This is a genomic window from Kitasatospora sp. NPDC056531 (assembly GCF_042794375.1).
Lineage (GTDB): Bacteria > Actinomycetota > Actinomycetes > Streptomycetales > Streptomycetaceae > Kitasatospora.
Map to the genome: position 1 here is coordinate 215,283 of NZ_JBHTTU010000006.1, position 12,169 is coordinate 227,451.

Below are 12,169 nucleotides of genomic sequence, written 5' to 3' on the forward strand. Positions count from 1 at the left end.
AGCTTCCCTGTTTCTGGTGAGAGTTGCGTACGCGTCAGGCGCCGACGGGATCGAGCAGTTCCTCGAAGGCGTCCGGCAGGGCCTTCCAGCCCGACTCGCCGGCCGCGAGTTCGGCGTCGGTGAGCAGGCAGTGGTCGAGCAGCTCGGTGATCCCGTCCGCGTCCAATCCTTCGGCGGTGAAGCTCAGTTGCTGCACGCGGTCGCCGTGCACGGCGTCCCAGTCGAGCGCCGCGGCGGCACGCCGCGCCGGCGGGTAGAGCTCCCAGGCCGCGTCCGGCAGCGTGGCCAGCCATGGACCGCACTCCTCCACCGCCAGATTGGCCCCCGCCGCGTCCCACGCGAGCATCAGGTCGGGGCGATTGGCGAGCCAGAACCGTCCGCGGCTGCGCTGCGCGGCCGGGACCAGCTGGTCGAGCACCGCGTAGAGCCGCTCCGGGTGCAGCGGCCGGCGGCGCTCCCACACGAGCGTGGCCACGCCCGCCTCGTCGGCGGCCTGCGGCAGCAGGGCCAGCGCCGGGTTGACCCGGTCACGAGCGGCCGCCACGTCGAATCCCCCGAGCGCCGCACGAACCAGGGCTCCGGTTCCCAGCCGCGCGGCACGGGCGGTCGGGTGGAGCTGACGCAGCATCGCGATGCCCGCGCGCAGCTCCGCTGTCCCAGCAGCCTGCTCGGGGTGGGAGAGGGCCAGCACGTCGGCGTACTCGATCTGGTGGGCGAGCGCCTCCGCCACCGTGCGGTCGTCGTCGCCACAGGTGTGCAGGCGATGCTCGAAGAGCTGGTCCGAGACCGACAGTTCCGGGACGACCCGCAGCGGGTCCACGGCCGTGACCACGCCGACCACGTCCACCACCTCGTGCATGCACCGGTCGTCGGCCTCCCCGCCCGCTATCACCTCGACCAGCGGGTGCGGGTCGCTACCGCCCCACAGCTCCACCACCGCGAGGCGGTGCCTCCCGGCGTCGGCGATCTTCAGCAGTTCGGGCAGCAGGTCCTCCCGCAGCGCGCAGCACGGGCAGTCGTTGGTGAGCGGCACGTGGGCCTCGCCCAGCGGGCCGGAGGCGTCCCAGGCCTTCCGGTCCACCCTGCCCTCGCCGGCCGCGCTCAGGTCGTGGTGCAGGACCACCGCACCCTCGCAGCCGGCGAGCAGCTCCAGGACGGCCTGACGCCGCTCGGCCTCGTGCAGGCCGGCAACCACCACCACGGGCAGCAGGCTCTGTTGGGACACGGGTCTTCCTTTCTCAGGCACCGCACCGGCGTCGGCCGGTGCAACAGGTCGGGGGTCGCACCCCGAGCCGCACGGACCGGGAGAGTCCGCGCGGCACGAGGCGCAACCGGTTCGCGAGGCGTGCTACCAACTGGCCTTGCGCACACCGGGAAGGAACCCGGCGTGCGCCTGCTGGCGTACACCGATGCGGGAGAGCCCGAAGGCGCGCAGGTAGCCGCGCGGGCGGCCGTCGACCGCATCGCGGTTGCGGACCCGGGTGGCGCTGGCGTCGCGCGGCTGGCGCTGCAACTCGGCCTGCGCGGCCCGGCGTTCCTCGGGAGGGGTCGCGGGCGAGGCGATCAGGCGCTTGAGCTCGGCCCGGCGCTCGGCGTAGCGGGCGACGACCAGCCGGCGCTGCTCGTTCTTGGCGATTTTGCTGCGCTTGGCCATCAGACCTTCTCTCCCCGGGCACGCATGACGGCGACGGCCTTCTCGATGCCGAGCTTGTCGACGGTCTTGATGCCCTTGGCGCTGAGCGTCAGGCGGACGAACCGGCCCTCGCTCGGCAGCCAGTAGCGCTTGGTCTGGATGTTCGGGTCGAAGCGGCGCCTGGTGCGGCGGTGCGAATGGGAGATGGCGTTGCCGAACCCGGGCTTGCGGCCGGTGAGCTGGCAGTGGGCGGACATGGCGACTCCGTGCCGGTGAGGACAGCGGCGGCAGACGGGGCCGGCCCATGGGAATGCCGCCGCTGCCGCGAACGTTGAGCCGACACTACCCTAGATGAAAACGAAAACCATTACGCTAGGGTGAGGCCCACACCAGCCCGCCACACCAGGAAGGACCCCGATGGCCCGCAACGAACTGCGTCCGATCATCAAGCTCCGCTCCACCGCCGGCACCGGCTACACGTACGTGACCCGCAAGAACCGCCGCAACGACCCCGACCGGCTGGTCCTGCGCAAGTACGACCCCGCCGCCCGGCAGCACGTCGACTTCCGCGAAGAGCGCTGACCACCCACCCCGCCTACCGCCCGGAGAATCCCATGCAGCCCGGCATCCACCCCGCCTATCGTTCCGTCGTCTTCCGCGACAAGGCCGGCAACCTCGCCTTCCTCACCCGCTCCACCGCCACCAGCGACAAGACCATCGAGTGGGAGGACGGCCACACCTACCCCGTCATCGACGTCGAGATCTCCTCCGCCAGCCACCCCTTCTACACCGGCAACGCCCGCGTCCTGGACACCGCTGGCCGCGTCGAACGCTTCCAACGCCGCTACGGCCTCACCGGCTCCAAGCCCGGCGCCGCGAGCTGACACACACCGACTCGTCCGGTGTACCAAGGAGGAATGAGTTGACCCCGCAGGGCGAGCCCCGCCCGCTGCCCGTCACCGTGCTCGGTGGCCTCGCCACCGGTGTCCGAGACTGCGTCGCCGACCTGGCGCGCATCGAGGTCCCGGCGCTTGCGGTGCTCGCCGTGCGGGTCGGCTCCGACGGCCGTACGGTCTCCTGGCAGGTGTACGAGCGCCGCGGGCCGGTCGGCGGGGGCACGATGTCGCCGTCGCGGCCGTGCTCCCCCAACGCGCTGCCGCCGGCCCTGCTCACCGTCCTGCTGCGGCTGGCACGCACCGCCCGCTACCGACACCTGCTGCTCACCCTGCCACCAGGCATGGCGCCGGACCTGGTCGCCCTGGATGTGGCGGAAGACCACATCCGTGGGCAGGCACTCGCCGACTACCTGCGCATCGACACGGTCGCCGCCTGATCACACGATCGTGGACTCCATCAAACGCGGGGCAGCTCAAACACTGGAACCTGCCGGTCACCCGCGGCGATCACATCCACCCACGGCATGGCGTGCAGTAGTCGACCAACTCCACTCGCCAGTCCAGGCGTCAACTGTTCGGCAGACAGATGAAAAGGAAATACGGCTCCAGACGCCGCCTTCCGGCTCGTCACCCTCATTCATCACCGCTATCGGATTCGACTCATCGCACGTCCCGCAATCACCATCGAATGGGCACGACTGCCCCCTTGTGCGCTTTCCAAGGGGATCGCCGCAGTTCACAGGCCCAGGTGGTCGCCCGATTCGCCTCCCCGACGCCATGATCCGCCCCCTGCTGCGCCAGGCCGCTCCACCGTGAAGCTGGGCCCGTCCCGATCACACAAGGAGTCGAATCCCGTGAACCCGACCGACCCTCAGCGCGGACGCGTCTACCGACGCTGCGGCTGCCGTGACACCGACGGCCGCCAGTACGGCGCCCGCTGCCCGAAACTGAACACCCAGCCCGACCACGGCAGCTGGGCCTACGCCGTGGACCTGCCCTCCCTAACCGGCAGGCGCGAGACCCGGCGCCGCAGCGGCTTTCCCGACCAGAACGCGGCCCTCACCTCCCTGCAGAACTTCCTGCTGGCCGAGCGCACCGGCATCGCGACGGACGAGGCCCTGACCGTCGCCGGCTACCTGAGGGAGTGGCTGCTCTCCAAGCAGGAGGTCCTCAAGGCCACCACCTACGCCGGCTACCACCGCCACGTCCACCACGACCTCATACCAGCCTTCGGCCCACTACCCCTGACCGGCCTGCGTGACCGGCACGTCACCACCTGGTCCCGCCGGCAACTAGCCGCCGGCCGAGGACGCCCCACCGTCCACCGCTGCTGCTCCATCCTCTCCAGCGCCATGAACGCCGCCGTCAGCGCCGACCTGCTGGCCCGCAACCCCGCCCGCAACGCCGCGCTGAAGCGTCCGGCCGCACCCGAGCGGCTCTGCTGGACACCACAGCAGGCCTCCGCCTTCCTGCACCACAACGCCGAGACCTACAACGACATCTACGCCGACATCTTCGAGGTCATCCTCGGCACCGGCATGCGCCGCGGCGAGGTCCTGGGCCTGCACTGGCCCGAAATCCACTTCCAGCGACGCATCCTGTTCGTGCGCTGGACCCTGGCCTCGGTGAACAACGCCCGCCTGCACCTGCAAGCACCCAAGACCCGCGCCAGCCGCAACTGGGTCAGCCTCTCCCCCCGCGTCACCGCCGCCCTACGCCGCCAAGCCGCCCGCCACCGCAGCACCCACCCCGGCCAACCCCGCCTCCAGGGCATGGTCTTCACCCGCCCCGACGGCAAACCCATCAACCCCGAGCACCTCCTGCACACCCTGCGCCAACGCTCAGCAGAGATCGGCCTGCCCAAGATCGGCCTTCACGACCTCAGGCACACCGCAGCCACCATCATGATCAGCTCCCAGGTGCCACTCGCCGTCGTATCCAAGACCCTGCGGCACTCCACCCTGGCCACCACCGTCAACATCTACGGCCACCTGCTCCCCCAAGCCGCCCGCGAAGCCGTCACCGCCCTCGCCGACGCACTCGACCACGCAGACCTCCCCCGCGAATGAACTGATGGATCATCAGATGGTGCGATCACCTCGCACCCACCTCACCCGCAAACCTCCAGGTCAGAGCGCCGGACGCGACCACCCTGCGACCACGCGCCCTCCGGAAACGAGTGAGAGCGGGTACCTGGTTTCCCAAGTACCCGCTCTCACAACCGACTTCACAGTCGGGACGACAGGATTTGAACCTGCGACCCCTTGACCCCCAGTCAAGTGCGCTACCAAGCTGCGCCACGTCCCGTGGTCTCGTGCCGTGCGGCGGGGCCTGGGGGGCTCAGCCGGTTGGCTTTTCGACCTTGTCTCCGGTTGTCCCGGCGACGTGGAAAACAATACAGCACGTCGGGGGGTGCTCGCTGCCAGGTTCGGGGCGGGTGGGTCAGGGGGTCGGGTGGCGGGCGTCGTAGGTGAGGAAGGCGGGGCGGCGGGCGGCTAGGAGGAGGACGGCGGCAACGCAGGCGAGGCCGCCGGTGATCACGGAGGTGGCGGGGCTGGTGAGGGCGGCGACGGCGCCGGACTCGAAGTCGCCGAGGCGGGGGCCGCCGGCGACGACGACGGTGAAGATGCCCTGGAGGCGGCCGCGCATCTCGTCGGGGGCGGCGACCTGCATCATCGTGTTGCGGAAGATCATGCTGACGGTGTCCGCGCAGCCGGCCACGGCGAGCAGCAGAAGACCGAGCCAGAGGTTGTGAAGGGCGCCGAAGGCGGCGATGGCGAGGCCCCAGGCGGAGACGGCGGCGAGGACGGCGGCGCCTTGGCGGTGGACCCGGCTGACCCAGCCGGAGAACAGCGCGCCGATCAGGGCGCCGACGGCGGGGGCCGCGACCAGCAGGCCGACGGTGCGGGCGTCGCCGCCGTAGAAGGTGACGGCGATCGCCGGGAAGAGGGCGCGCGGCAGGCCGAAGATCATCGCGGCCAGGTCGGCGAGGAAGCTGGTGCGCAGGTTGGGCTGCTCGCGCAGGAAGCGCAGCCCGTCGAGGACGGAGGCGCGGCCCTTGCGCTCGCCGAGCGGCCGCATGGCGGGCAGGCGCCACATCGCGTAGAGGGTGCCGGTGAAGGCGACGGTGTCGACCAGGTAGGCGGCCTGGGCTCCGTAGACGCCGATCAGGACGCCACCGAGCATCGGGCCGACGGTCATGCCGAGGTTCATGCTGACGGTGGCCAGGGCGTTGGCCGCCGGGAGCTGGTGGCTGGGGACCAGCCGGGGGATCATCGCGGAACGGGCGGGCGAGCTGAGCGCGAAGAACCCGGCCTGGACGGCGACGGCTGCGTAGAGGACGGCGACCAGGCCGAGCCCGGCGATGGCCTGGACGGCGAGGACGGCGGAGACCCCGGCGAGGCCGGCCGAGCCGATCAGGCCCAGCTTGCGCCGGTCGACGGTGTCGGCGATCGCCCCGCCGTACAGGCCGAAGGCGACCAGCGGGACGAATGAGAACAGCCCCACCAGGCCGGTCGCGAAGGCGGAGCCGGTCATCGCGTAGATCTGGACGGAGACGGCCACGGCCGTCATCTGCTGGCCTATGGAGGACACCACCTGCCCGAACCAGACCCGGCGGTAGTCGGGGTGGTCGCGCAGCGGACTGAGATCGGCGAAGGCCCGTCGGTACCAGGGCGCGGGCCCCAGGACCACCTCAGGGGCAGGTCCGGACGACGGGGCGGAATCGGCTGACGGAACGGGGTCGGAGGGCGGGGCAGGATCGGACGCTGGGGCGGGTTCGGAGGGCGGGGCGGGATCGGAGGGCGGGGCGGGATCGGTGGCTGAATTGGCAGGATGATTGGTCGACACAGCCTCCATGCTCCGCCCCGCCCCTGTCCCACTCCGCACCGGGGCCGACACCGGGTCGGACACCGACGCGGACACCGGCACAGACACCGGGTCGACCCCGCGCCCCGCGCCGCCCCGCCAAACCCCCGCCGGACTACCGCGTCAGCACCTGCTTCTCCCCCGCCTCCACCGCGAAGTCCAGCCGGTTGCCCGGCGGCGGGAACGGGCAGATGAAATGGTCCGCGAAGGCGCAGGGCGGCAGGTAGGCCCGGTTGAAGTCCAGAACGGTGCGACCCTCCGCGTCCGGCGCCGGCAGGGTGATGAAGCGGAAGCGGTAGGTGTCGACGCCGCTGGTCGCGTCCGCGATGACGCCGCTGAGGCGCTCGCCGGAGCGGCTGACGGTCAGCGTGCGGTGCTCGCCGGCCACGGTGAACTCGATCTTCCCGGTGACGGCCAGCGGGCGGTCCTTGCCGTCCGCGTTCGGGACGACGACCGACTGCGCCTCGTCGTCGAAGGGGGTGTAGACGGCGGGTACGGCCCACTCGGGGGCGTAGGGGTAGGCGGAGATGCCCGCGAAGGCGGCCCGGCCGGGCGCGGCCGGGTCGAATACCCGCAGGGCGAGCTCGCCCTCACGCTCGATCGGGACGAGCAGCAGATCGCCGAGGACGGCGGTGTCAGCGGCCCGGTCGGTGTCCGGGCGCAGCAGCACCTCGCCGTCCACCGGCCCGTCCGCGCCCGCGACGCTGATGCCGTCGGCTGCAGCCGCCCGCACCCGGACGCCTTCGGCGTCGACCCACCAGTGCCCGGGCAGGCCCGGGACCTCGGCGGGCTCGGGCTCCAGCCAGTGCGTGCCGGTGAGTGCGAGCTGGCCGTGCGGCGCGCTCACCGATGCCGCCCGACTGTCGCTCCAGTGCTTCCAGTCCTCCGCTGCCGTCGCCGTCATCGGTCAACCCTCCCGGTCCGGTCTGCGGACGGCCCGCTGTTCGAGCCGTCCGTCTCGGTCATCCTCGACAACCTCATCCTCCACAACACCGCCCGCCGGGACGGATCATTCCCCGCTCCCGGGAAGCCGCCGATACCGCAAGAAGACTGCAAGGGGACTGCAAGGAGGGTGCAGCACGGCGGCAACACCCGAAGCTCAGCCCTTCAGCGGCCGGAACAGGCCCTCCTGCACCACCGACACCACCAGCTGCCCGTTCCGGTCGAAGATCTGCCCGCGCGCGAGGCCGCGCGCGCCGTGGGCTATCGGGGACTCCTGCTGGTAGAGCAGCCAGTCGTCGGTCCGGAACGGCTGGTGGAACCACATCGCGTGGTCCAGCGAGGCCATGTCGAAGTGCCGGGTGCCCCACAGCGGCTCGACCGGGGCGCGGACCGCGTCCAGCAGCGTCATGTCGCTGGCGTAGGTGAGGGCGCAGACGTGGATCAGCGGGTCGTCCGGCAGCGGGCCGTTGGTGCGCAGCCACACGCCGCTGCGCGCCTCGACGCCCGCCAGCTCCTCCTTGGTCCAGCGCAGCCGGTCGACGTAGCGGATGTCGAAGGGCTGGTGGCGGCTGATGAACGGGGGCAGCTCGCCGAGCCGGGAGCCGACCTCCTCCAGGGCGCTGGGCAGCTCCTCTGGGGCGGCGACCTCCGGCATCGGGTACTGGTGCTCGATGCCGCCCTCCTCCGGTCTGTGGAAGTCGGCGGTGAGCGCGAAGATCGACCGACCGCCCTGGATGGCGAGCACCCGACGGGTGGTGAAGGAGCGGCCGTCGCGGATGCGGTCGACCTGGTAGACGATCGGCACGCCAGGCACCCCGGGGCGCAGGAAGTACGCGTGCAGCGAGTGGACGGGGCGCTCACCCTCCACCGTGCGCCCCGCCGCGACCAGCGCCTGTCCGGCGACCTGGCCGCCGAAGGTGCGCTGCAGCGCCTCCTCGGGGCTGCGCCCGCGGAAGATGTTCAACTCGATCTGCTCCAGGTCGAGCAGATCCACAAGGTCGTCGACGGGGGTACCCATGCGCGCGCTCCCTCTCAGGACTTCGATCGATTCTCCAGCTCAATCGAATTCTCCGGCGACCCGGGTCATTCCCGCGCACCGGACCCGAACGACCAATTCACTCGAACGAGTAATCGATCAAGCGCACAGATGACGGACGACCCGCACCGAACACCTCACGCCTACCCCGCCAACCCCGACTCCCGCACCGTGATGTTGAGCCGCCCGACCAGCCCCAGCCCCGGATCCGCCGTCCCCGGGAGCGTCCGCACCACCCCGTGGTACGCGAACCGGACCGGCCCGCCGAACACCAGCAGATCCCCGCTGCGCAGCTCCAGATCCGTCCACGGCCGGGTCCTGGTCTGGGTGTTCCCGAGCCTGAACACGCAGCCGTCGCCGAGCGAGAGCGAGACCACCGGCGCGTCCGTCCGCTCGTCGCGGTCCTGGTGGAGGCCCATCTTCGCGCCGTGCGGGTAGTGGTTGACGATCGCGATGTCCGGCTCGTACGCCGCCGCTCCCGCGATCCCGCCGACCCGCTCCCCGTACGCGTCCGCCACCGCCCGCCGGGCCAGGTCCCCGAGCAACGGCGGGAACGGCTTGACCGGCGCACCGTCCTCGGCGACCCGCGCGTACCCGTACGGATACCAGTGCCAGCCGAGGCTGACCATCCGCACCGACATCACCCCGCCCGTCGGCATCCGCACCGCGTGCAGCCCGGCCGGCGGGCGCGCCCACTCCCGGCAGGCGGCGATCAGGCGCAGCTGCGCGTCGGGGTCCAGCCAGCCGGGCAGGAGCACGGCCCCGGGCGCGGGCTCGACGCGCTCCCGGGCGGCGGGGCCCCCGGGCAGGTCACCGAACAGCTCGCCCTGGATCACCCCACCATCGTCCCCCACCACCCGGACGGCAGCCCACCCGCCTACGCCCCGCCGATCAACCCCAACTCCCGCGCGCAGGACGGCCAGGCCTCCCACCCCTGCTGCCGCAGGATCTCCTCCCCGACCGTCGTCTGCTCCCGCCGACTCGCACGGTCGGGCCGGTCCGCGAAGTGCAGGCCCCCGGACTCCTCCCAGGTGGACGGCCGGATCTGCAGCCCGCCGTAGAAGCCGTTGCCGGTGTTCGCCTGCCAGTTGCCGCCGCTCTCACACTCGGCGAGCCCGTCCCACACCAGGTCGGCGACCCGCATCGCCGCACCGGCCCGGAGGCCGCCCGAGACGACGACCGTCACCACCGCCACGGCGACGACCATCACCACCGCGACGGCGACGACCATCACCACCGCGACGGCGACCCCCACCCGTACTCCGACTCCCCCGACCCGCTCGTCAGACGATTCCGGCACGGCAGCCGACCCTAGACAGCCCGTACCCCGCCCCACCCCGACACGCCGAAAACGCCGACGGCCGCTCCCCCGCACAGCAGAGAAGCGGCCGTCAGATTCCGGGCGCCGAAGCCCGGGCATCACAGCCCGAGCGGCGGAAGCCCCCCTGGCGACAAGTCGCCTGGAGGCCCGAGCCTCAGATGCTCAGGATCTGACCGGGGAAGATCAGGTCGGGGTTGCCACCGATGACCTTGGCGTTGTTCTTGTACAGCTCGTGCCAGTCCAGGCCCTGCGCGGCGGCGATGGAGCTCAGGGTGTCACCGGACTTGACGGTGTAGCCGCCCTTGGCCGCCGGCTTGGCGTCGTTGGAGCCGGCCCAGGACTTGGCGGCGTCCTTCTTCGGCGCGGCGTCCTTCTTCGGCGCGGCGTCGGCCTTCGGCGCGGCGGCCTTCGGCGCAACCTCGGCCTTGGGGGCGGCCTTGGGCGCGGCAGCCTTCGGGGCGGCAGCCTTCGGCGCCGGGGTCTGCGCCGGCTTGGCGGCAGCAGTGCCGGAACCCGCCGAGGTGTCGACGGCGGCCGGGGCGCCGCCCTTGGTCAGACCCGCCTTGACGGAGCAGACCGGCCACGCGCCGGGGCCCTGCGAGGCGAGGACCTTCTCGGCGACCGTGATCTGCTGCGCCTTGGTGGCCTGGTTGGCCTGCGCGGCGTAGGCGGTGCCGCCGTATGCGGCCCAGGTGCTGGAGGTGAACTGCAGACCGCCGTAGAAACCGTTGCCGGTGTTGATGGCCCAGTTGCCGCCGCTCTCGCACTGGGCGACAGCGTCCCAGGTGGAGACGGGGGCGGCGGAGGCCGAGGTGGCCGTGACGAGGCCGGCCACCGGCAGGGCCGCGACAGCGGCGCCCGCCACGACGGCCATCCGAACGCGGTTGCGCTTGGTGGCGGCGGAGGTGGTGGCAGCGGCGGTCTCGTTACGGAAGGTCATGAGGTTCCTCTCGACAGCCCCGGGCGGGCATGCGGAACCAGGCCCTGGAGAGGGCCGCGTTCGCTTGCCGCGTCCGTCGGGCGGCCGTGCACGTGTCGGACGTGCCGCTACCGCCCCGGCCACCCAGCCGCGCACCGACGACCTGTTCGAGCGGTCGCGTCGGCGGGCACCTGCCGCGCCCGGCCTGGGCCGGGGGGCTGTGCGTCGGGGGTGAACCCGGGTGGCGCTCGTTGCGCCGCCCAAGAAGCTACGAGTCGGTAGGCAGGGAAACCAAAATTCCACCGGTCTGCCCAGCTCAGCGAAGGGTTACCGGCGGTAATAGCCACACAATCTTGACCGAAATGTCGGCTTTGACCATTGATTCCTAGATCAAACACCGAGATGGCGTGACTCACCTCACGGCTTCATTCCGGCAGTCCCGTTGCCGACATCGACAGATTGCGACCAGGAGAACACGCGGTGCGGTCGGATCCGGGGCAATTCCCGTCAGCCTCGACGAGCACCCGTGACGCCTGACACAAGGGCCCGTTGGGCATGTCGACCTCCCCGTGTCCGCCCCCGAACCCCATCCGCATCCACCCGAGGAGACTCTGTGCCGCGCATGCTCGACGTCAGCGACGAGGTCCGGTCCGAGATCGGCGACGACGAGGCCGACCGCCTACTCGGCGGCGGCCGCGCCCCCGACAGCTACGAATGCACCTCCTGCCGCACCCCCGGCGACACCTACTCGGACCCCACCAGCACGGTGCTGTTCGTCGGCGAGGAGACGGCCGTCCTCGCCTTCGCACACGCCCGCTGCATCCCGTCCCAGGTGGTCCCGGTCTCCGAGGAGCAGCTGGCCGGCGCCGTCCGCAGCATCAGCCAGACCCAGCCCGCCGCCGCGCCGGACTTCGCCGTCCCCGCCCCGGCCGCCCCCACCGAGCCCCTGACCCAGCCGACCGTGCCCGGCCAGGCCGCCATCCTCGGCATCACCTGCGGGCTGGTCCTGCACGGCAAGGTCGGCCACGCCTCGCTGGTGGTCGAGCCCACCGGCCCGGTCGGCCGCCCCGGCAGCACCTCCGGCGAGGACGAGTTCCTCGACCTCCTCCAGGACGCCGGCTTCCAGCGGGTCACCGACCTCGACGAGACCCCGGACCAGCTGCCCGGCTGGTCGGTCCTGGTCGCGATGGGCAAGCTGCACGCGATCCTGCAGCCCGCCGCGGCCGGCGGCAGCACCGGGTGGTGGCAGGCGCACCAGCCGCTCCAGGTCACCGACGCCTGGCGAATGGCGGCCAGCCAGCTCTCCGAGGTGACGATGTACGCCGTCCCGGCCGGCATGGTCGGCCGCCAGCCCCGCGAGGACCTGCTGCGCCAGGCGCTGGAGCGGGCGGTGGCGCTGGGCCAGGTGGTCTCGGCCTCCCTCCCGCTCGCCGGCACCTGATCAGCCGCTCCGGCGCGGGGGGGGGGGGGGGGGGGAGAACCGACCACAACCCGCCACACACAAACCCCCCCCGCCCGCCTCCCCCCCCCCCTCCCCCCCCCCCGCCGACCTATG

At 71.9% G+C, this 12,169-nt stretch carries 14 protein-coding genes and 1 tRNA gene; 5 read left to right on the top strand and 10 right to left on the bottom strand.

What is annotated here, in order from left to right; translation table 11 throughout:
- Positions 1-34 precede the first annotated feature (34 nt).
- The 3 genes from ACFQ87_RS09860 to rpmB all read right to left on the bottom strand — a co-directional run bounded on the left by ACFQ87_RS09860 (position 35) and on the right by rpmB (position 1,890).
- Positions 35-1,225 (bottom strand): CobW family GTP-binding protein, encoded by a 1,191-nt coding sequence (locus ACFQ87_RS09860; protein WP_380610104.1) that lies wholly within the window; start codon positions 1,223-1,225, stop codon positions 35-37.
- Between the two features lie 123 nt (positions 1,226-1,348).
- Entirely contained in the window at positions 1,349-1,654 is a 306-nt protein-coding gene (gene rpsN, locus ACFQ87_RS09865) for a 30S ribosomal protein S14 (protein ID WP_380610105.1), read from the bottom strand.
- Complete coding sequence (gene rpmB / locus ACFQ87_RS09870) at positions 1,654-1,890, bottom strand: 50S ribosomal protein L28 (RefSeq protein WP_380610106.1); 237 nt, start codon at positions 1,888-1,890, stop codon at positions 1,654-1,656. Before rpmB ends, rpsN begins: the two co-directional genes overlap by 1 nt.
- A gap of 160 nt (positions 1,891-2,050) precedes the next feature.
- Here rpmB and rpmG point away from each other — a divergent pair, with 160 nt between their 5' ends.
- From rpmG to xerC, 4 genes are all read left to right on the top strand, one after another.
- Positions 2,051-2,215 (top strand): 50S ribosomal protein L33, encoded by a 165-nt coding sequence (gene rpmG / locus ACFQ87_RS09875; RefSeq protein ID WP_380610107.1) that lies wholly within the window; start codon positions 2,051-2,053, stop codon positions 2,213-2,215.
- 32 nt (positions 2,216-2,247) lie between these two features.
- Positions 2,248-2,517: a type B 50S ribosomal protein L31 gene (locus tag ACFQ87_RS09880; RefSeq protein ID WP_380610108.1), complete on the top strand. Its 270-nt coding sequence runs from the start codon at positions 2,248-2,250 to the stop codon at positions 2,515-2,517.
- A 38-nt stretch (positions 2,518-2,555) separates the two neighbouring features.
- Positions 2,556-2,966 (top strand): hypothetical protein, encoded by a 411-nt coding sequence (locus tag ACFQ87_RS09885; protein ID WP_380610109.1) that lies wholly within the window; start codon positions 2,556-2,558, stop codon positions 2,964-2,966.
- A gap of 417 nt (positions 2,967-3,383) precedes the next feature.
- The gene (xerC, locus tag ACFQ87_RS09890; RefSeq protein WP_380610110.1) at positions 3,384-4,598 is read left to right on the top strand and encodes a tyrosine recombinase XerC; all 1,215 of its coding nucleotides are present in this window, start codon (positions 3,384-3,386) and stop codon (positions 4,596-4,598) included.
- Between the two features lie 164 nt (positions 4,599-4,762).
- Here the strand turns inward: xerC and ACFQ87_RS09895 are convergent.
- From ACFQ87_RS09895 to ACFQ87_RS09925, 7 genes are all read right to left on the bottom strand, one after another.
- Positions 4,763-4,836 (bottom strand) — tRNA-Pro (locus tag ACFQ87_RS09895).
- A gap of 135 nt (positions 4,837-4,971) precedes the next feature.
- Complete coding sequence (locus ACFQ87_RS09900) at positions 4,972-6,222, bottom strand: MFS transporter (protein ID WP_380610111.1); 1,251 nt, start codon at positions 6,220-6,222, stop codon at positions 4,972-4,974.
- 289 nt (positions 6,223-6,511) lie between these two features.
- Positions 6,512-7,300, bottom strand: a complete 789-nt coding sequence (locus tag ACFQ87_RS09905) for a DUF1684 domain-containing protein (protein WP_380610112.1) — start codon at positions 7,298-7,300, stop codon at positions 6,512-6,514.
- 195 nt (positions 7,301-7,495) lie between these two features.
- Positions 7,496-8,356, bottom strand: a complete 861-nt coding sequence (locus ACFQ87_RS09910; protein WP_380610113.1) for an acyl-CoA thioesterase — start codon at positions 8,354-8,356, stop codon at positions 7,496-7,498.
- Positions 8,357-8,517: 161 nt separating this feature from the next.
- Positions 8,518-9,207, bottom strand: coding sequence for an alpha-ketoglutarate-dependent dioxygenase AlkB family protein (locus ACFQ87_RS09915; protein WP_380610157.1), 690 nt, complete (start codon positions 9,205-9,207; stop codon positions 8,518-8,520).
- Between the two features lie 44 nt (positions 9,208-9,251).
- Entirely contained in the window at positions 9,252-9,674 is a 423-nt protein-coding gene (locus ACFQ87_RS09920; RefSeq protein ID WP_380610114.1) for a transglycosylase family protein, read from the bottom strand.
- Between the two features lie 175 nt (positions 9,675-9,849).
- Positions 9,850-10,635 (bottom strand): transglycosylase family protein, encoded by a 786-nt coding sequence (locus tag ACFQ87_RS09925; protein ID WP_380610116.1) that lies wholly within the window; start codon positions 10,633-10,635, stop codon positions 9,850-9,852.
- Between the two features lie 592 nt (positions 10,636-11,227).
- Between ACFQ87_RS09925 and ACFQ87_RS09930 the strand changes: the two genes are divergently transcribed.
- A complete protein-coding gene (locus tag ACFQ87_RS09930; RefSeq protein ID WP_380610117.1) occupies positions 11,228-12,055 on the top strand; it encodes a hypothetical protein in 828 nt (275 codons plus the stop codon).
- Positions 12,056-12,169 lie beyond the last annotated feature (114 nt).